An 18,249-nucleotide genomic window follows, 5' to 3' on the forward strand; every position below is an offset into this window, starting at 1 on the left:
CAGGATCTGACTCTGCGTTGCGCGGCCCGGTCGGGCCGTCGGGAGCACGCTGCCGGGATCCGGTGTCCGGCGTCGTCGGCCCGACGTGCTGTTCTCCTCCTCCGCGCGGACGAGGGACCTCCGCCGCGAGGAGGTGGTGCCGGAGCCCGCGGGAACGGCAGGCTGCACGCCATGACGGCGGAGGCAGGGACCGCGGGCGCCCGGACGACGGCGGTGCAGCCGCTGCTGGACCTGGCCGTGCCGGCGGTGCTGGCCGTGCTGGCCGTGACCCAGCTGGTCGCCGAGCAGCCACCGGGCGACCCGACGCTGCTGACCGTGTGCGCGCTGCTGGCCGTCCTGCCGCTGGCCGCCCGGCGCCGCGCGCCGCTGCCGGTCACCGTCGCGGTGTGCTGCGGCACCGTCGGGCAGGTGCTCGTGACCGGCGGGGCACCCCCGACGTTCGCCTCGTTCGTCGCGGTGATGGTGTGCGTGTACACGCTGGCCCGCGAGCTCCGCCCGGCCCGGCTCGCGGCGGGCCTCGCGGTCGTGGTCGCCGCGCTCGCCGTCCTCACCCTTCTGCAGGCCAGCACCGCGCCGTTCACGCCGTTCGAGTTCGTCTACCCGCTCGTCTACTTCGGCCTCGCCGGCGGGCTGGGCGCGTTCGTCCGGCAGCGGGCGCTGCGCCTGTCGGCCGTCGAGGAGCGGAGCGTGGCCCTGGAGGCCGAGCTCCAGCGGGAGAGCGAGCTCGCCGCCGCCGAGGAGCGGTCGCGGATCGCCCGCGAGCTGCACGACGTCGTCGCGCACGGCATGAGCCTGATGGTGGTGCAGGCCGAGGCCGCCGAGGAGCTGCTCACCCGATCGCCGGAGGCCGCCGCCGAGCCGCTGCGGCGGGTGCAGGAGACCGGCCGGCAGGGCCTGGCCGAGATGCGCCGCCTCCTCGGCGTGCTGCGCACCGAGGGCGGGCCGCCGTCGACCGCGCCGCAGCCCTCGCTGCGCCGGCTCCCCGACCTGGTGCGGGAGGCCGCCGACGCCGGATTGCCGGTGGAGGTGGTGGTCGAGGGGGAGCAGGCGGAGCTCTCCCCCGGCCTCGAGCTGGCCGCCTACCGGATCGTGCAGGAGGCGCTGACCAACACACGGCGGCACGCGCACGCGAGCCGGGCCTGCGTGCGGCTCGGCTACACCGCCGACGCCCTCGGGATCGAGGTGACCGACGACGGCCGGGTCGCTCCCGGCGGCCGCGAGGGGCACGGTCTGGTGGGCATCCGGGAGCGGGCCGCCCTCTACGGCGGGACGTCGCACGCCGGACCTCGCGAGGGCGGCGGGTTCCGCGTCACCGCCGTCCTCCCCCGCGGGGAGCGGCCGTGACCGTCACCGTGCTCGTCGCCGACGACCAGGCCATGGTGCGTGACGGCCTGCGCCTGATCCTCGACCTCCAGGACGACATCGAGGTGGTCGCCGAGGCGGCCGACGGGCGGGCGGCGCTCCGGGCGGCCGCCGAGCACCGGCCCGACGTGGTGCTCATGGACATCCGGATGCCGGGGATGGACGGCCTCGAGGCCACCCGGCAGCTGCTCCAGGGCGGCCGGCCGGGCCCGCGCGTGCTGGTGCTGACCACCTTCGGCGAGGACGAGTACCTCTACGCCGCCATGCGCGCCGGGGCCAGCGGGTTCCTGCTCAAGGACTCCCCGCGCGCCGCGCTGCTGCACGCCGTCCGGACCGTCGCGGACGGCTCCGCGCTGCTCGACCCGCAGCTGACCCGCCGGCTCGTCGAGGACTGGGTGCGCCGGCCACCTCCGAGCGCCGGCGTGCCCCCCGCGCTGCGCGCGCTGACCCCCCGGGAGCTCGAGGTGTTCGGCGCCCTCGCACGGGGCCGGAGCAATGCGGAGATCGCGGCGGAGCTCTTCCTGTCCGAGACCACCGTCAAGAGCCACGTGGCCCGCGTGCTCGCCAAGCTGCAGCTGCGCGATCGCGTGCAGGCCGTCGTCCTGGGCTACGAGTCGGGGCTCGTGCGGCCGGGCTCGGCGGGCTGACGGCGGAGGCGGAGCCAGGCGAACCGCCGGCGGACCGCCACCTCGGTGACCTCGGGCCCGGGCGGCGCCGGCGGGTGCGCGCTCCGCCAGGCGGCGACCAGCGCCTCGACGTCGGCCAGGCCGGGCAGCGGCGCCCACCGGCTCTCCTGCGGACGGCGCCAGAACGCCTCGACACGGGCGTTGTAGTCCTCGGCCAGCGCGCGGACGTCGGCCTCGGAGGGCAGCCCGGCCGTGCGCTCAGGCAGCTCGTCGCGCTCGCGCCGGAGCCGGAGCCCCGGCGGCAGCATGTCCCCCGTCTCGACGCCCTCGCGGCGGGCCTTCTTCAGCGCCCACTCGTAGGCGGTCTCCTCCAGCTCGCGAGCCGGCAGCGGCCGTCCCGCCCGGACGTCGAGGTCACCGCGCTCCCGCGCCTGGGTGATCTGGTGCTCCACCCACGTCTCGAAGGAGACGCCCGGCGGCTTGCGCTCGGTCACCCCGTCCACGGTAGGCGCGTGATGAACGACTCAGCACCCGACCCTCACGTGAGGGTCGAGTTCGGGGAGGATGGACGGCGATCCGCGTGCTCCCGCCGTCACCGCCGGGCACCACCTGCACCCGCGCCGTCGGCGCCCCACCGGAAACGGGAGCATGACCCTGCCTGCGCTCAGCCCTGCCCGTCCCGCCTGGTTCTCCCCGAAGGTCGCCCGCACCGAGGTGCTGGCCGGCCTCGTCGTCGCCCTCGCGCTCATCCCCGAGGCCATCAGCTTCTCGATCCTGGCGGGCGTCGACCCGCGGGTCGGGCTGTTCTCCTCCTTCGTGATGGCCGTGGTCATCGCCTTCACCGGTGGCCGGCCGGCGATGATCACCGCGGCCACCGGGGCGATCGCCCTGGTCATCGCGCCGCTGGTCGCCTCGCACGGCCTGGAGTACCTGCTCGCGGCGGTCATCCTCGGCGGCGTCTTCCAGATCCTGCTGGCCGCGGCCGGCGTCGCCCGGCTCATGCGGTTCGTCCCGCGCAGCGTCATGGTCGGCTTCGTCAACGCGCTGGCGATCCTGATCTTCAGCGCGCAGCTCACCCACCTGGTGGACGTGCCGTGGCTGGTCTACCCGATGGTCGCGGCAGGCCTGGCGATCATCTTCGGCTTCCCCCGCCTCACCACCGCCGTGCCCGCACCGCTGGTCGCGATCATCGTGCTGACGACCGTCGCCGTCGCCGCCGGCTGGGACCTGCCCGACGTCGGGGACGAGGGCGCGCTCCCCGACAGCCTCCCGAGCCTGGTGATCCCGGACGTGCCGCTGTCCTGGGAGACGTTCCGGATCATCGCGCCCTACGCGCTCGCCATCGCCTTCGTCGGCCTGATGGAGTCCCTGATGACCGCCAAGCTGGTCGACGACATCACCGACACCCACTCGGACAAGACCCGCGAGTCCTGGGGCCAGGGCGTGGCCAACGTGGCGTCGGGCTTCTTCGGCGGGATGGGCGGCTGCGCCATGATCGGCCAGACGATGATCAACGTGAAGGTGTCCGGCGCCCGCACCCGGCTGTCCACGTTCCTCGCCGGCGTCTTCCTGCTCGTCCTCGTCGTGGCGCTGGGCGACGTCGTGAGCGTCATCCCGATGGCCGCCCTGGTCGCGGTCATGATCTTCGTGTCGATCGCCACGTTCGACTGGCACAGCCTGCGCACGATCCCCCGCATGCCCAAGAGCGAGACGACGGTGATGCTCTCCACCGTCGCGGTCACGCTGGCGACCTCCAACCTGGCGATCGGCGTCGGCGTGGGCGTGCTGGTCGCCTGCGTGCTGTTCGCGCAGCGGGTCGCCCACCTGGTCGACGTCGAGCGCGCGGTCGGGGACGACGGGTCGGTGCGCTACACCGTGCGCGGCGCGCTGTTCTTCGCGTCGAGCAACGACCTCTACACGCAGTTCGACTACGCCGAGGACCCCGAGGAGGTCGTCGTCGACCTCTCCCGGGCGCAGGTGTGGGACGCCTCGACCGTCGCCTCCCTCGACGCGATCACGCACAAGTACGCCACCCGCGGCAAGCGGGTGGAGTTCGTGGGGCTCGACGAGCACTCCACGGCCCGCTACGAGCGGCACACCGGCCAGCTGAACGGCGCCGCCTGATGCCCTCGCGCACGGGGCTGCTGCAGATCGGGCAGGTCGCCGAGCGCACCGGGCTGAGCCTGCGGACGATCAGGTTCTACGAGGAGCACGGCCTGGTCCGTCCGACCTCGCGGACCGGGGGCGGGTTCCGGCTGTACGGCGAGGACGACGTCGCCCGCCTCGAGGTGATCAAGCGGATGAAGCCGCTGGGCTTCACGCTCGAGGAGATGCAGGAGCTGCTCGCCCTCCTGGCCGACCTCGCTGAGCGTCCGGACGACGAGGTCCTGGTCGACCGGCTGCGGATGTTCCACGAGGCGGCGACGGTCCGGGTGCACGCACTGCGCGAGCAGCTCGCCGTCGCCGAGGGCTTCGCCGCCGACCTGGCCGCCCGGCTGGCCTGATCTCCACGCCCGATCGGGTGTGACCTCCGGCGTCCGCCGTGCGGCCGAGCCCGGGAGCGGACACGCTGACCGGGTGCCGCTGACCGCTCCCGGCCTCCCGGACCTGCCGCCCGACCTGGCCGGCCCCGTGGGCGTGCAGCTGGCCAAGCCGGTCCGCGAGATCCCGCCGCCGTCCGCGCTGCCCGGCGGCTGCCGCTACGAGCCCAAGTGGGACGGGTACCGGCTGGTGATCGTCCGGAGCCGGAGCTCCACGCGGCTGTGGTCCAAGCAGGGTCGCGACCTCACCGACCGGTTCCCCGACGTCGCGGCCGCGGCCCTCGCCCAGGTGCCCGCCGGGACGGTGCTGGACGGCGAGGTGGTCATCTGGCACGCCGACCGGCTCGACTTCGGCCTCCTGCAGCAGCGCCTGGTCGCCTCGGCCGGCCGGATCGACGCCCAGGTCGCGGCGCACCCGGCCTCCTACGTCGCCTTCGACGTGCTGGCCCTGGGCGGTGCGGACCTGCGCGACCGGACGTTCGGCCGCCGGCGCGCCGAGCTGGAGACGCTGTCGGCCCGCTGGAAGCCGCCGCTGCAGCTGTCCCCGAGCACCGCGGACCGGACCGAGGCCCAGCAGTGGTTCGAGGACTTCCGGGCGGCCGGCGTGGAGGGGCTGGTCGCCAAGGGCGCGGGCACGCGGTACGCGCCCGGCCGCCGCGAGTGGCTGAAGGTGAAGAGCTGGGAGAGCACCGAGGTGGTGGCCGGCGGGGTGATCGGGCCGGTCGACCGGCCGAGTCAGCTGGTCGCCGGCCGGTACCGCGACGGCGAACTGGTCGTCGTCGGCCGCACCAGCCCGCTGTCGCCCCGGCAGGCGGCGGAGCTCGCCGCCGTCCTCACGCCTGCCGACGACGACCACCCGTGGCCCGACCGCATCGGGACCGGCCGGTTCGGCGGCGGCCGGCTGTCGGTCCCGCTGACCCGCGTGCGCCCGGACGTGGTGGTCGAGGTGAGCGCGGACGCGGCCCTGCAGGCGGGGGTCTTCCGGCACCCGCTGCGCTTCCTCCGGATCCGGCCGGACCTGCGCGTCACCGATCTGCCACCGCTGCCCTGAGCGCCACGCCGGTCGGCCCCGGCGATCCCTCGGGAGGGTGACCACCCGCAAGGTCCGGGGCATGGCGGACGATGGGTCATCATGATCATCTCCGGCGACTCCGCAGCCCGGTCCGCCTGGCGGTACGCCGGGCTCGTCGCGCTCGCGGTGGTCCTCGTGATGGTGATCGACCCCCGGGGCGCCTGGCGGGCGGCCGCCGAGGCCGCGCTCCTCGGCATCGGCCTCACCGCCGTCCCGGTGGCCATCCGCGTGCACCGGACCGGCGCCGTCGCGGCCTGGTTGGGCCTGGCGAGCTGCCTGCTGTTCTTCGCGCTCAGCAGCCTCGTCGACATCCCCGTCAAGCTCGGCGGTCCCCCGTTCCTGGGCGTCATCGAGGTCGCGCTCGACGTCGTCGCCTACGGCTGCCTGGTGGCGGCCGCGGTCGCCCAGCTCGTCGCCGGCCGGCCGCGGCGCGACCTCGAGACCTGGGCCGACGCCATCGGGTTGCTGCTCGGCGGGGCGCTCGCCGTGGTGGCGTCCGCGGGGACGACCGGCATCGACGAGGCCGGCGCCGGCCTCCCGCTGCTCACCGCCGTCGTGCTGCTCGTCGGCGTGCCGCTGGCCTTCGCCGGGACCAGCCGCTCGATCAGCGCCCAGGCGCTGCTGGTCGGCGGTCTGTGCATCGTCGTGGGGTTCGGGGTGCAGCTCGCGACCGGCCTGCCCGACGAGGCCACGATCTTCGACGACGTGACGCTGTTCGCCGTCGCGGCCATCGTGCTGGCCGGCCGGCACCCGTCGGTGAGCCAGATGGGCCAGCGGGCCGACGCGGCGGACGCCGTCACCGCGGGCCGGGTGGTCGGCATCGGCGCGACCCTCCTGGTCAGCCCGGCCCTCCTGTTCATGCTCGGGATCCACCACGGCGGGCAGGGCTACCTGCTCGGCGTCGGGAGCGCGGCGCTCACCGGCCTGGCGCTGTGGCGGGTCTACGGCCTCACCCGGGAACGCGAGCTCACCCGCGCGGCGCTCGTCGACAGCGAGGCCCGCCTGCAGCTGCTGATGGAGAACGCCGCCGACGTCGTCGCGATCGTCGAGTCGGGCACCGGGACGGTCACGTACATGAGTCCCGCCGTCCAGTCCCTGCTCGGCCGCCCGCCCGCGTACTTCATCGGCCGCAACGCCATCGAACTGGCCGATCCGCGGGACCAGGCGCGGCTGCGCGCGGCGGTGACCGCCGTCGGCCGGGCCGAGGGCACCTCGATCGGCGCCGTGGACGTCGACGTCCGGCTGGAGCACAGCTCCGGCGGCACCCGCTGGGTGGAGATGCGGCTCAGCGGCCGGGTCGACACGGTCGCGATCAGCGGCTGGGTGGTCAACCTGCGCGAGGTCACCGACCGGAAGCTCTTCGAGGAGGAGCTCCGCCGCCAGGCGCGGACCGATCCGCTCACCGGGGTGCTCAACCGCTCCGCCTTCTCCGAGCGGCTCGAGGCCGCGACGGCCGCGATCGACCCGGCCGCCCCGCCCGCGGTGCTCTTCGTCGACCTCGACGACTTCAAGGCCGTCAACGACTCCCTGGGCCACGCGGCCGGCGACGACCTGCTGATCACCGTCGCGGCCCGGCTCGCCGCCAACGTCCGCACCGACGACGTCGTCGCCCGGCTGGGGGGCGACGAGTTCGCCGTGCTGCTGACCTACGCCTCGGCCGAGCGGCTCCGCGACGTCGCCGACCGGCTGGTCGCCGGCGTCCGGGAACCCATGTCGCTGAGCGGGACGGTCACCTCTGTGACCGCGAGCATCGGCGGGGCGCTCGGCGCGCCGGAGGACGACGCGGAGCGGCTGCTGCACCGCGCCGACACCGCGATGTACGAGGCCAAGCGCTCCGGCAAGGACTCCCGGACGCTGCTGGTCAGCCCGGGGCGCTGATCCCGGCGGGACGTCAGCCCACGCGGGTGCTGAGCCGCACCGTCAGCCCGCCGTTCCCCGCCATCAGGTCGACGTGGTCGAACAGCTTGCGGGCCAACCACAGGCCCATGCCCCCGCGGGCCAGGTCGGGGCCGTGCGCGGGCTGGAAGCCGGCCACGGGGTCGGTGTACCCGGAGCCGTGGTCGCCGATCTCGCAGACCAGGTGGCCGGTGCCGACCCACAGCCGCGCGGACACCGGCGGACGCCCGTGGCGGAACGCGTTGGCCGCGACCTCGCTGACCGCGAGGTGGAGGTCGTCGGCCAGGTCGCGGTCGGGCACGTGCGCGGCGAGCGCGGCCCCCAGCCGGTGGCGCAGGTCGGCCAGGCTGACGGCGTCGGCGACGGCGAGCACGGGTGCGCCGTCCTCGAACGGCTCCCGGGGCACCGGCAGCAGGCGCAGGAACTCCGCCGGGTCGCCGAACCCGGGGCTGGGCTGCCGTCGTCCGCCGACGACGACCTCCGGATGGGTGGCCGCGGCGTTGTCCACGACCTCCGGCGGCAGCACCCGGGTGTCGTAGAGGCACAGGGCGGCGAGCGGTTGATCGGCCAGCAGGATGTTGGCGGCCGCCTCGTAGCGCTCGCCCTCGCGCCAGTCGCAGGGGCGGGACCCGAACTGGACCTGCCCCACGACGCGCGCCCAGCCGCTGCTGCTGCTGCGCGCCCGGTCCAGCAGCCGCCGGGTGACGGTGAGCGCGTCGGGCGCCCGGGTGTCGAGCAGGGCGATGCGGGGATGGTCCTCGACCGCACCGGCACGGGCACCCAGACCGGAGCGGATGAGCGCGGCGGCCTCGGGCGGGCAGGCGAGCACCGTCAGGTCGCCCGCGGCGAGGCCCGCCTCCAGGAAGGGCAGGGCCGCGGCCAGGAGCTCCTCGTCGGAGCCGACCACCGCGGCGGCGTGCGGGCGGACGGGCGAGACGGTGCCGTGCGAGCGGGGCGCAGGCACGACGGACCGCGCCCTGCTCTCCTGCGCCGCTCGTTCCACGTGCTCGCCTCGTTCCGGCCGGGATGTCTCCCAGCGCCGTCGTCGTGTCCCGCGGAGCCCCCGTTGGTCACCGGCGTCCGCGACCAGCTGTGCCGGGCTTCCGGACCACTCGGTCTCTTCCGGGCGCCCGCGCGAGTCTGGCCATCCGGGCGGCGGAGCCGATGGCGGTAGTCGGACCTGCCACGACCGCCGGTCCTCGGGCCGCCCGGTAGGGCGGTTCGCCGGCTCAGCCTCGGCGGGTGGAGCAGGTGACGGTGAACCTGCGGTCCTGCCCGGCGAGGCGCGTCGGACCGACGAGCCGGTTCAGCCCGGAGCGATAGCGCAGCGGCGAGTTGTAGACGGTCCAGAGCTCGCCGCCCGGGCGCAGCACGCGCGCCGCGGCGGCGAACAGCCCGTCCGCGGCGGTCGTGACGACGGCGGCGCCGAGGTGGAACGGCGGGTTGCAGACCACCAGGTCGACGCTCGCGTCGGGAACCGTCTCGGCGGCGTCGTCCCGCACGACGTCGATCCGCGCGTCGAGCCGGTTGACGACGGCCGTCGCTCCGGCCGACGCGACGGCGGCGGCCGACTGGTCGACGGCGGTGACGCGCAGCCCGGGCCGTGCTGACGCCAGCGCCGCGGCCAGCACCCCCGTGCCGCAGCCCAGGTCCAGCGCGGTCACCGCGTCCGGCGCCATCTCGCCGAGCGCTCGGAGCAGCGCGCGGGTGCCGAGGTCGACCTTCGTGCCGGCGAACGCCGCGCCGTGCGCGCAGACCGTCAGCCCGAGGTCGGAGTGCTCCTGGCAGCGGGGGAAGGACGACGGCCCCGGGCGTGGACCGCGGGCGACGAGCACCCTCGACTTCTGGCGCGCCAGGGTGGCCGACACGTCGGTGAACGAGTCGCGGAGGACGTCGTTCATGGCGTGCGTCATGTGCTTCACCCGGCCGCCGACGAAGACCGAGACGTCGGGAGCCGCGGCCGCCGCGACCACCTCGGCGATCTCGCGCAACGCGTCCAAGGCCTTGGGGGCCTTCACCAGCACGACCCGGGCGCCCGCCGCCACCTCCGCGAGCGGCAGCGACCGGTAGCTGCCGGCCAGGTCCGTGCGCTCGGCGTTGCGGGCCAGCGCCCGCTCCCCCACCAGCAGGTCCTGCGCCACCCGCACGTCGCGGGCGCCGTGCAGGGCGGTCGCCCCCAGGGTCAGCGCCCCGTACGAGTCGTCGACGACGGCGACCTCGCCCGGCCCGCAGAGCGCGAGAGCGGCCGCCGCCTCGTCCAGCAGCAGCCGGTCGGTGGCGTCGACCGCCACCAGCTCCGGCGCCTCGACGTCGGGATCCCGGCGGAGCCGGTCGAAGAGGTCGGCCGGTGAGCTCACCTCGGCGTGCTCGCGACGAGATCCGCGACCACGCGAGCCAGCTCCGGGCCGACGTCCTCCTGGAGGAAGTGCCCCCCGCCGGCCAGCGTGGTGTGCGGCATCCTCTGCGCGCCGGGGACGAGCTTCTGGAACACCCGCTCGCCGCCGCGGGTGATCGGGTCGCCGTCGGAGAAGGCGGTGAGGAACGGCTTCTCCCAGCCGGCGAGCACCTCCCAGGCCGCGCGGTTCGCCGCGACGGCCGGATCGTCGGGCTCGGCCGGGACGAGGGCGGGCATCACCCGCGGCCCGGCGGTGTAGCTGTCGTCGGGGAAGGGCGCGTCGTAGGCGGCCACCACCTCCGGCGGGAGCTGCGTGGCGCTGCCGTTGCTCACGACCCGGCCGATCTGGAAGTCGGGCGACTCCTGGGAGAACCTCCGCCAGGCGAGGAACGCGTCGGTGACCGGCCGGTCGCCCGTGGGCAGCCCGCCGTTGGCGATGACCACGCGGGCGAAGCGCTCGGGGTGCTCCGCGACCAGCCGCAGGCCGATCAGCGCGCCCCAGTCCTGGCCCACGAACGTGACGTCGCGGAGGTCCAGCTCGTGCAGCAGCGCCTGGCGCATCCAGCCGACGTGGCGGGCGTAGCTGTGGTCGGACCGCTGCGCCGGCTTGTCGGAGCGGCCGAAGCCGACCAGGTCGGGGACGACGACGCGCAGCCCGGCGTCGACGAGCACCGGGATCATGTGCCGGTAGAGGAACGACCAGGACGGCTCGCCGTGCAGCAGGAGCACCGTCTCGCCGTCGGCCGGGCCCTCGTCGAGGTAGGCCACCCGCAGACGGCCGCCGTCGCCGTCGTCGACCTCGACGTACCGCGGCGTCCAGGGGAAGTCGGGCAGGTCGGCGAAGCGCTCGTCGGGCGTCCGGAGGATCTCCATGCGTGCACCTTGCCAGTCACCGGAGCTTCCCATGCCTGGGTCGGACCCCGTCCGAGGGCGCGGGGGGCTGCCGGGGCATGATCCGGGGGTGACCATCACCGCACGTGAGTGGCAGCTGGCGGCGCGACCGCACGGCGAGCCGAAGCCCGAGGACTTCCGCCTGGTCGAGGTGGAGCACCCCGACCCGACCGACGGCCAGGTCGTCGTCCGGATGCTGGCGATGTCCGTCGACCCGTACATGCGCGGCCGGATGAACGCGGGCAAGTCCTACGCCGCCGCCTGGGAGGTCGGCGAGACGATGCAGGGCGGAGCGATCGGCCGCGTCGTCGAGTCCCGCTCCCCCGACGTCGCCGAGGGCGCGCTGGTCTCCACCAACGCCGCCTGGCGGGACGTCGCCGTCCTCGACGCCCGCGCGGTGCAGGTGCTGCCCGACCTCCCCGGCATCCCGCCCAGCTACCACCTCGGCGTGCTCGGGATGCCCGGGATGACGGCGTACGTGGGCCTGTTCCGGCTGGCGGAGTTCAAGGCCGGCGACGTCGTCTTCGTCTCCGGTGCCGCCGGTGCCGTCGGCAGCATCGTCGGGCAGCTCGCCCGGCTGAACGGCGCCTCGGCCGTCATCGGCAGCGCCGGGAGCCCCGAGAAGGTGCGCTGGCTGCTCGACGACCTCGGCTTCACCGCGGCCTTCGACTACCACGACGGCCCGGTCGCGAAGCTGCTCGCCCAGGCCGCCCCGGACGGCATCGACGTCTACTTCGACAACGTCGGCGGCGAGCACCTCGAGGCCGCGATCGGCGCCTTCAACGAGTTCGGCCGGGCCGCGCTGTGCGGCGCCATCTCCCAGTACAACGCCACCGAGCCGGCGCCCGGCCCGCGCAACATGGGGCTGATGGTCGGCCGGAAGCTGAGCCTGCGCGGCTTCATCGTCAGCGACCACAACGACCTGCGCGACGAGTTCGTCGAGAAGGTGACGCCGCTGGTGACCTCCGGGCAGCTGGTGGTCCGCGAGACCGTGCGCGAGGGGCTCGACGACGCGGTGAACGCGTTCCTCGACCTCCTGCGCGGCGGCAACACCGGGAAGATGATCGTCAAGCTGGCCGACTGACCCGGCCGGCTCCGGGGGCCGGCTCTGCGGGCCGATTCCGGACGTTGGCGGCGAGATCACGCCGGCAACGTCCCGAAGTCCCCGGCACGGTGAGAGATGCCGCCCGGCCCGTGGCCCGCGCCTCAGACGGGGACCGACACCCCGACGCCGCCGCGGGTCTCCGCGCCGTAGCGCTCGATCTCCCGGGCCAGGTCCAGCGGCCGGGTGGTGGCGCCCTGCGCGCGGACGTCGTCGGTGATGAGGTCGGCCGGCAGCAGCCAGGACACCTCGAACTCGATCCCGTCCGGATCCTTGGCGTACAGGGCCTTGGTGGTGGCGTGGTCGGACTCCCCGACCAGCGCGCCGGCCCGCTGCAGGGCGCCCCGGATGCGGGCGAGCTCGGCGAGCGTGTCCACCTCCCACGCGAGGTGGTAGAGGCCGACGGTGCCCTGGCCGGCGGCCGAGGGGCCGGCGTCGGCGCCGACGGCGAACAGCCCGAGGTCGTGGTCGTTGGTGGACCCCTCGGCCTGGAGGAAGACCGCGCGGCCGGGGATCTCGACCTGGACCCGGAAGCCGAGGACATCGCGGTAGAAGGCGAGGCTGCGCTCGACGTCGCGGATGTAGAGGACGGCGTGGTTGAGGCGCTGAACCGGCATGACGGGGCTCCTGACGGGCGGCGGTGGGATCTGCCTCCGACAACTTAGTTGAAGGATCAAGTATTCCCCGTCGGATCGGCCGTCGTCGGCAGCGTCATCGCCGCGCTGATCGTCGGCCTCAACGCCCACCTGCTCCTCGGCGTCGTCCTCTGACCTGCTTCTCCGCGGAAAAGCCGGCTGCTTTTCCGCGGAAGTTCAGGCTGCTTCTCCGCGGAGAAGCGGGAGGCGTCAGGTGGGCCAGATGCCGGCGAAGTGGTGCAGGGGGCCGTGGCCGGAGCCGATGCCCAGCGTCGCGCCGCCCTCCAGCGCCGCTTGCAGGTAGTCCCGGGCCGCCTCCACCACCGGCGTCCACCCCGCGACCTCCGCCGCCACGGGCACGACGCCGGCCCGCTCCCGGGCCAGCAGCGCGGCGATCGCCGCCGACAGGGTGCAGCCCGTGCCGTGCGTGGCGTCGGTGCTCAGGCGGGGCCGGACCGTGCGCACGGTCCCGGACGGGGTGGCCAGGACGTCCACGCTCTCCTCCCCGCCGAGGTGGCCGCCCTTGAGCAGCACCGCCCGCGGGCCCAGCCCGAGGAGCGCCTCGGCCTGCCCGGCCATCTCCTCCACCGTCCGCGCCGGCGACACGTCGAGCAGCGCCGCGGCCTCGGGCACGTTCGGCGTCACCAGGTCGACGACCGGCAGCAGGTCGGTGCGGACCGCCGCCACGGCGTCGTCGTCCACGAGCCGGTCACCGCTCGTGGCCACCATGACCGGGTCGCACACGACCGGGCCGGCCGCCCGGCCGGCCAGCACGGACGCCACCTCCCGGACGACGCCGGCGCTGCCGAGCATGCCGGTCTTGCACGCGTGCACCTCGACGTCGTCGAGCAGCGCGCGGAGCTGGTCGCCGACGAAGGCCGGCGGCACCGGGTGGACGCCGGTGACCCCGCGGGTGTTCTGCGCGGTCAGAGCGGTGAGGACGGCGGTGCCGTAGGCGCCCAGCGCGCTGAAGGTCTTCAGATCGGCCTGGATGCCGGCCCCGCCGCTCGGATCGCTCCCGGCGACGGTCAGCGCCACGGGGGTCATGCCGGCGCCCCATCCAGGCCGGCCCGCAGCGCGCGGGCGGCCGCCTCCGGATCGGGCGCGGCGCAGATCGCCGAGACCACGCAGATGCCGTCCACGCCGGTCACCTCCGGGGCCCGGGCGGCGTCGATGCCGCCGATCGCCACCGAGCGCAGGCCCCCGGCCCGGGCGGTGGCCGCGAGCTCGGCCACCCGCTCGGGCCCGAGCCCCGAGCCCGCGTCCGGCTTCGTGGGCGTCGCCCACACCGGCCCGATGCCGACGACGTCGACAGTGCCCGGGGGCAGCGCCAGCGCCACGGCCATCTCGTCGTCGTCGCCGGCGGAGAAGCCGAGCAGCTTGTCGGGGCCGATCAGCGCCCGCACCTCGACGGGCGGCAGATCGTCCTGGCCGATGTGCACGCCGTCTGCGCCGGCCAGCAGGGCGACGTCGACGGCGTCGTCCACGAACAGCGCCACCCCGGGCGTTCCGGACAGCGCCTCGCGGACGGCGAGGGTGAGCGCGTAGAGCTCGCGCCGGGACGCCGTCTTGTCGCGGACCTGGACCGCCGTGACGCCCCCAGCCACCGCGGCCCGCACCACGTCGGGCACACCCCGGGCACCGGCCAGCCCGGTGTCGGTGACCAGGTAGAGCGTCGGGTCGAAGGCGGGCCTCACGCCGTCACCCGCGCGGGGCCGAGATCGGTGACCCTGTCGAGCGCGTCCAGCCACAGCGGGGCGAAGGTGCCCGGCCCGGCGGCCACGCGCGCCGCGGCCTCGGCGGCCAGCGCCACGTGCGCGTGGGCCGCGACCGCGCCGGTCAACGCGTCGCCGCCTGCCCCGAGGTAGGCGGCGACCAGCGCACCGAGGGCGCACCCCGCGCCGGTCGTCCGGGTGAGCAGCGCCGATCCACCGCCGATCCGCACCGTGCGCGAGCCGTCGGTGACCAGGTCGGTCTCCCCGCTCACCGCCACGACGCCGCCGGTGCGGGCGGCCAGGGCCGTGGCGGCGTCCAGCGCGTCCTCGGCCGCGGCCGCGGAGTCCACGCCGCGCCCGCCCGCCCCGGCGCCGGCCAGCGCCATGATCTCCGAGGCGTTGCCGCGCACGACGGCCGGCCGCGCGTCGAGCAGCTCGGTGGCCAGGTCCGTGCGGAAGGCCAGCCCGCCGACGGCGACCGGGTCCAGCACCCACGGCGTCCCCGCTGCCGAGGCTGAGCGGGCGGCCAGGCGCATTGCGACGGCGGTGCGCTCGTTCACGGTCCCGAGGTTCACCAGCACCGCCGAGGCCACGGCCGCGAACCCCTCGGCCTCCAGCGGCTCGTCCACCATCGCGGGGGCGGCGCCGACGGCGAGCAGGGCGTTCGCCATCAGCGTCTGCGTCACGGTGTTGGTCAGGCAGTGCACCAGCGGCGCGGCAGCCATCAGCGCCGATCGGGCAGTGGTCAACGCATCGGCATCCACGCCGTGACATCCCTTCGCCAGCATGACCTGGTCAGGTTCGACGGGTGTGCTCTCAGCCCGCTCGACGGCGGACACCCCGTGTCACTCGGCGGCGACGTTACCCCACCCGCGGGCGGCGGCTCCGAAGAAGTCCAGCTCCAGCTGCATGGCTCGCCGGTAGGCCCGCCGCACCGCGGGGGTGTCCGACGCGATCCGGTCCAGCAGCGCCTCCAGGGTGACGGCGAGCTCCTCGAACTCCGGGGCGGCGTAGGTGTCGACCCACTCCCGGTACGGCCCGCTCGCGTGCGGGGCCAGCGCCGCGCCGAGGTGGGCGTAGAGCCGCATGCACGGGATCAGCGCCGCGCAGGTGAGCGCGACGTCGCCCCGGGCGGCCGTGGCCAGCAGGAACTCCGTGTACGCCAGGGTCGCCGATGCCGGCTCCACGCCCGCCAGGTCGATGCCCCACCGGGCGGCGTAGTCGTCGTGCAGCCGCAGCTCGGCCAGGACGCCGGCGAGCAGATCCGCGAACGCCTCCAGCGTCGTCCGGTCGGGGCTGTGCGTGATGCCGAGGGCGTAGCCGCGGGCGAACGCTTCGAGGAAGAAGGCGTCCTGGGCGATGTAGTCGGCGAACCTCTCCCGGGGCAGCGAGCCGTCGGCGATGCCGGTCACGAACGGGTGCGCCTCGGCGGCGCGGGCGAGGTCGACGCTGTCTGCCCACAGCTCGGCGGAGAGCGTCATGCCGGCAGCGCCGTCGACCAGAACGCCGCCTCGGCGGCGGTGACCTCGAGGAAGATCCCGTCGTCGACCGGCCCGGCCGCGTCGGCGGCGGCCTGGAGGTCGGCCACGTACGCGGCGAACCCCGGCGCCGTCCAGTGCGCGACGAACTCCCGGTACTCCGATGCGCCGGGCAGCGCCGAGGACCACGCATCCAGGTACGTCCGCTCGATCGTCCACAGCGCCGTGAGCGCGGTCGGGACGTCGGCCCGGTCGAGCCGCTCGAGCAGCCGCGCGTAGTCCTCGGTGGCCGGCAGCCGCGGCCGGTCGAGGTCGAGCCCGCGGGCGGCGGCGAGCTCCTCGAACCACGCCAGCTCCTCGACCAGCGCCACGCAGCCCCCGGCCAGCACCGGCTGCGCCGCGCGGGGCGCGCGGGCCAGCAGGCGGGCCTGGAAGCGCAGCAGGTCGGCGACGAAGTGCGCGTCCTGCACCAGCCAGGTGTCGAACGCGGCGGTGGGCACGGTGCCGTCGCGGACGGCGTCGAGGAAGGGGTGGCGGGAGGCCCGGCGCCAGGCGTCGGCGTGGCGGACGAGCAGGTCGGAAGCCGGCATGGCGCGGAACCATACGGCGTGCGTATGGTGACGGCGCATGTGCGGGAGCTCGGGTCGACCGGGCTGAGAGGGCGACTGGACGCGTCGCCGACCGCTGGAACCTGACCGGGTAATGCCGGCGTAGGGAGCAGTCATGAGCATGTCCTCGGACGTCCGCACCCCGGACGCACCCCTCACCCTGGACGAGGCGCCGCCGCGCACGCTGGGCCTCGCCGACTCGCTCGGCCTCTGGGCCAACCTCGGCGTGAGCCTGCTGCTGCCGGTGGCGGCGGTCTTCGTCGTGCTGCCGGGCCGGCCGCTGGGGGTCACCCTCGCCGCCATCGTCGTCGGCGCGGCCATCGGGTCGCTGCTGCTCGGGCTGGTGGCCGCGGCCGGCGCGCGGGAGCAGGTGCCGGGGATGGTCCTGCTGCGCGGGCTGCTGGGACGGCGCACGTCGTGGCTGCCCACCGCGTTCAACCTCGTGCAGTGCATCGGCTGGGCGACGTTCGAGATCGTCATCATCGCCGAGGCCGCCTCGCGGGTGCTGGATGCGCCGCGCTGGCCGTTCGTCCTCGCCGCCGGCGTGCTGGCGACGGCGATGGCGATCTGGCCGCTCGCCGTCGTCCGGGTGCTCGCCCGCTACGCGGTCTGGGTGGCGCTGGCCGCCGTGGCCTACCTGTTCGTGCAGGTGCTGGCCGAGCCGCTGCCGCCGCTCGAGGGAGGCGGGGCGACCTCGTTCTGGACGGCGGCCGACGTCGTCATCGCCCTGCCGGTGTCGTGGCTGCCGCTGGCCGCCGACTACACCCGCCACGCGCGCAGCGCCCGCTCCGCCGGTGTCGGCGCGGGGGTGGGCTACGGGATCGCCACCGTCGCGATGTTCACGCTCGGCGTGCTGGCGCTGGGTGCCTACGGCAGCGCCGGGTTCGACGTGATCGACGCGCTGCTGGCCGTGCCGCTCGGGGCGCTGGCTGTGCTCGTGCTGGTCAGCGTCGAGCTCGACGAGGCCTTCGCCAACCTGTACTCGACGGCGGTGTCGGCGCAGAACGTCGTCGGCCGGCTGGACCGGCGGGTGCTCGTCGTCGCCGTCGGAGGCACTGCGACGACGCTGGCGCTCAGCCTCGACGTCGCCGCGTACGAGCCGTTCCTCTTCCTCATCGGCGCTGTCTTCGTGCCCCTGGCCGGCGTGCTCCTGGTCGCGTACTGGCTCACCCCGCGCGGGCGCTGGGACACCTCCGACACCGCGCCCGCCCGGCCCCTGCACCTGCTGCCCTGGGCGGCCGGGTTCATCGCGTACCAGCTGACGCTGCCGACCTACTTCCCCGGTCCGGGGTCGGGCTGGACGGCGTGGTGGAGCGCGCGGCAGGCCGACCTCGGCATCGACCCGGGCAACGGCTGGTCGGCGTCCTTGGTGGGCCTGGCGGTCGCCGTGGCCCTGACCCTGCCGATCACGCTGGCCGGCCGACGCCGATGAGCGACGTCGTGATCGCCGGCGGCGGTGTGGTCGGGCTGGCGGTGGCCTGGCAGGTGGCGCGGCGCGGGCTGTCCGTGACCGTCGTCGACGACGCCCCGGGCACCGGGGCGTCCGCCGCGGCGGCCGGGATGCTCGCGCCGGTGGCCGAGGCGGGCTACCGCGAGGAGCCGCTGCTGCGGCTGGGCCTGGCCTCGCTGGCCCGCTGGCCGGGGTTCGCCGCGGAGCTCGAGGCGGCCTCCGGCATGCCGGTGGGGCTGCGCACCGCGGGCACCCTGGTGGTGGGCTTCGACGAGGACGACGTCCGCGAACTGGACGCGTTGCACGGCTTCCAGCGGGAGCTGGGGCTGGCCGCCGAGCGGCTCACGCCCCGGGAGGCCCGCCGCCGGGAACCCGCCCTCACCCCCCGCGTCCGCGGCGGGCTGCAGGTCGACGGCGACCACTCCGTGGACGGCCGGGCGGTGCACGCCGCGCTGCTGGCCGCGGTCGCCGCCGCGGGG

General features: G+C 75.4%; 19 protein-coding genes and 2 riboswitches. Of the genes, 9 read left to right on the forward strand and 10 right to left on the reverse strand.

The features are described 5' to 3' along the window. Positions 1-171: 171 nt before the first annotated feature. Together A6V29_RS08755 and A6V29_RS08760 are read left to right on the forward strand one after the other, a co-directional pair. Positions 172-1,344: a sensor histidine kinase gene (locus tag A6V29_RS08755; RefSeq protein WP_137159939.1), complete on the forward strand. Its 1,173-nt coding sequence runs from the start codon at positions 172-174 to the stop codon at positions 1,342-1,344. After that, the gene (locus tag A6V29_RS08760) at positions 1,341-2,009 is read left to right on the forward strand and encodes a response regulator transcription factor (protein WP_137159940.1); all 669 of its coding nucleotides are present in this window, start codon (positions 1,341-1,343) and stop codon (positions 2,007-2,009) included. Before A6V29_RS08755 ends, A6V29_RS08760 begins: the two co-directional genes overlap by 4 nt. On the opposite strand, the gene A6V29_RS08765 is transcribed toward A6V29_RS08760, so the two are convergent. Continuing rightward, on the reverse strand, positions 1,970-2,482 hold the full coding sequence (locus tag A6V29_RS08765) for a DnaJ family domain-containing protein (protein WP_170977780.1): 513 nt from the start codon (positions 2,480-2,482) through the stop codon (positions 1,970-1,972). The genes A6V29_RS08760 and A6V29_RS08765 overlap by 40 nt on opposite strands. Positions 2,483-2,636: 154 nt before the next feature. Here A6V29_RS08765 and A6V29_RS08770 point away from each other — a divergent pair, with 154 nt between their 5' ends. The 4 genes from A6V29_RS08770 (at position 2,637) to A6V29_RS08785 (ending at position 7,478) form a co-directional block, all read left to right on the forward strand. Beyond that, the gene (locus A6V29_RS08770) at positions 2,637-4,112 is read left to right on the forward strand and encodes a SulP family inorganic anion transporter (protein ID WP_170977781.1); all 1,476 of its coding nucleotides are present in this window, start codon (positions 2,637-2,639) and stop codon (positions 4,110-4,112) included. Next, a complete protein-coding gene (locus A6V29_RS08775; RefSeq protein WP_137159943.1) occupies positions 4,112-4,492 on the forward strand; it encodes a MerR family transcriptional regulator in 381 nt (126 codons plus the stop codon). The genes A6V29_RS08770 and A6V29_RS08775 overlap by 1 nt, the downstream gene beginning before the upstream one ends. Positions 4,493-4,565: 73 nt before the next feature. After that, positions 4,566-5,579, forward strand: a complete 1,014-nt coding sequence (locus A6V29_RS08780; protein ID WP_137159944.1) for an ATP-dependent DNA ligase — start codon at positions 4,566-4,568, stop codon at positions 5,577-5,579. A gap of 81 nt (positions 5,580-5,660) precedes the next feature. Then, positions 5,661-7,478: a sensor domain-containing diguanylate cyclase gene (locus tag A6V29_RS08785; protein WP_137159945.1), complete on the forward strand. Its 1,818-nt coding sequence runs from the start codon at positions 5,661-5,663 to the stop codon at positions 7,476-7,478. Between the two features lie 13 nt (positions 7,479-7,491). Here the strand turns inward: A6V29_RS08785 and A6V29_RS08790 are convergent, their stop codons facing one another. From A6V29_RS08790 to A6V29_RS08800, 3 genes are all read right to left on the reverse strand, one after another. Continuing rightward, the gene (locus tag A6V29_RS08790) at positions 7,492-8,460 is read right to left on the reverse strand and encodes an anti-sigma factor RsbA family regulatory protein (protein WP_137159946.1); all 969 of its coding nucleotides are present in this window, start codon (positions 8,458-8,460) and stop codon (positions 7,492-7,494) included. A 265-nt stretch (positions 8,461-8,725) separates the two neighbouring features. Beyond that, on the reverse strand, positions 8,726-9,853 hold the full coding sequence (locus tag A6V29_RS21910) for a class I SAM-dependent methyltransferase (RefSeq protein WP_283956347.1): 1,128 nt from the start codon (positions 9,851-9,853) through the stop codon (positions 8,726-8,728). After that, the gene (locus A6V29_RS08800) at positions 9,850-10,764 is read right to left on the reverse strand and encodes a haloalkane dehalogenase (protein ID WP_137159947.1); all 915 of its coding nucleotides are present in this window, start codon (positions 10,762-10,764) and stop codon (positions 9,850-9,852) included. Before A6V29_RS08800 ends, A6V29_RS21910 begins: the two co-directional genes overlap by 4 nt. 88 nt (positions 10,765-10,852) lie before the next feature. Between A6V29_RS08800 and A6V29_RS08805 the strand changes: the two genes are divergently transcribed. After that, positions 10,853-11,866: an NADP-dependent oxidoreductase gene (locus A6V29_RS08805; RefSeq protein ID WP_137159948.1), complete on the forward strand. Its 1,014-nt coding sequence runs from the start codon at positions 10,853-10,855 to the stop codon at positions 11,864-11,866. Between the two features lie 122 nt (positions 11,867-11,988). Here A6V29_RS08805 and A6V29_RS08810 read toward each other — a convergent pair whose 3' ends face one another. The 6 genes from A6V29_RS08810 to A6V29_RS08835 all read right to left on the reverse strand — a co-directional run bounded on the left by A6V29_RS08810 (position 11,989) and on the right by A6V29_RS08835 (position 16,302). After that, complete coding sequence (locus tag A6V29_RS08810) at positions 11,989-12,501, reverse strand: VOC family protein (RefSeq protein ID WP_137159949.1); 513 nt, start codon at positions 12,499-12,501, stop codon at positions 11,989-11,991. Positions 12,502-12,729: 228 nt separating this feature from the next. Beyond that, positions 12,730-13,566 carry a bifunctional hydroxymethylpyrimidine kinase/phosphomethylpyrimidine kinase gene (gene thiD, locus A6V29_RS08815; RefSeq protein WP_137159950.1) on the reverse strand — a complete coding sequence of 279 codons (837 nt, stop codon included), beginning with the start codon at positions 13,564-13,566 and terminating at the stop codon, positions 12,730-12,732. Then, a complete protein-coding gene (thiE, locus tag A6V29_RS08820) occupies positions 13,563-14,216 on the reverse strand; it encodes a thiamine phosphate synthase (RefSeq protein ID WP_137159951.1) in 654 nt (217 codons plus the stop codon). Before thiE ends, thiD begins: the two co-directional genes overlap by 4 nt. Next, positions 14,213-15,022, reverse strand: coding sequence for a hydroxyethylthiazole kinase (gene thiM / locus A6V29_RS08825; protein WP_170977782.1), 810 nt, complete (start codon positions 15,020-15,022; stop codon positions 14,213-14,215). The genes thiE and thiM overlap by 4 nt, the downstream gene beginning before the upstream one ends. Then, positions 14,991-15,087, reverse strand: a riboswitch (TPP riboswitch). It overlaps the preceding gene by 32 nt. Beyond that, entirely contained in the window at positions 15,080-15,715 is a 636-nt protein-coding gene (locus tag A6V29_RS08830) for a TenA family protein (protein ID WP_137159953.1), read from the reverse strand. (Overlaps the previous riboswitch by 8 nt.) Continuing rightward, positions 15,712-16,302, reverse strand: a complete 591-nt coding sequence (locus tag A6V29_RS08835) for a TenA family protein (protein ID WP_137159954.1) — start codon at positions 16,300-16,302, stop codon at positions 15,712-15,714. The genes A6V29_RS08830 and A6V29_RS08835 overlap by 4 nt, the downstream gene beginning before the upstream one ends. Positions 16,303-16,333: 31 nt before the next feature. Next, positions 16,334-16,446, forward strand: a riboswitch (TPP riboswitch). On the opposite strand from A6V29_RS08835, the gene A6V29_RS08840 reads away from it, so the two are divergent. Together A6V29_RS08840 and A6V29_RS08845 are read left to right on the forward strand one after the other, a co-directional pair. After that, positions 16,436-17,752 carry a purine-cytosine permease family protein gene (locus tag A6V29_RS08840; RefSeq protein ID WP_137159955.1) on the forward strand — a complete coding sequence of 439 codons (1,317 nt, stop codon included), beginning with the start codon at positions 16,436-16,438 and terminating at the stop codon, positions 17,750-17,752. (Overlaps the previous riboswitch by 11 nt.) Continuing rightward, positions 17,749-18,249 (forward strand): FAD-dependent oxidoreductase (locus A6V29_RS08845; RefSeq protein WP_137159956.1); only part of this gene is annotated, 501 nt, incomplete at its 3' end. The genes A6V29_RS08840 and A6V29_RS08845, both read left to right, overlap by 4 nt.

It is taken from the genome of Blastococcus sp. CCUG 61487 (assembly GCF_005222955.1).
Classification (GTDB): domain Bacteria; phylum Actinomycetota; class Actinomycetes; order Mycobacteriales; family Geodermatophilaceae; genus Blastococcus.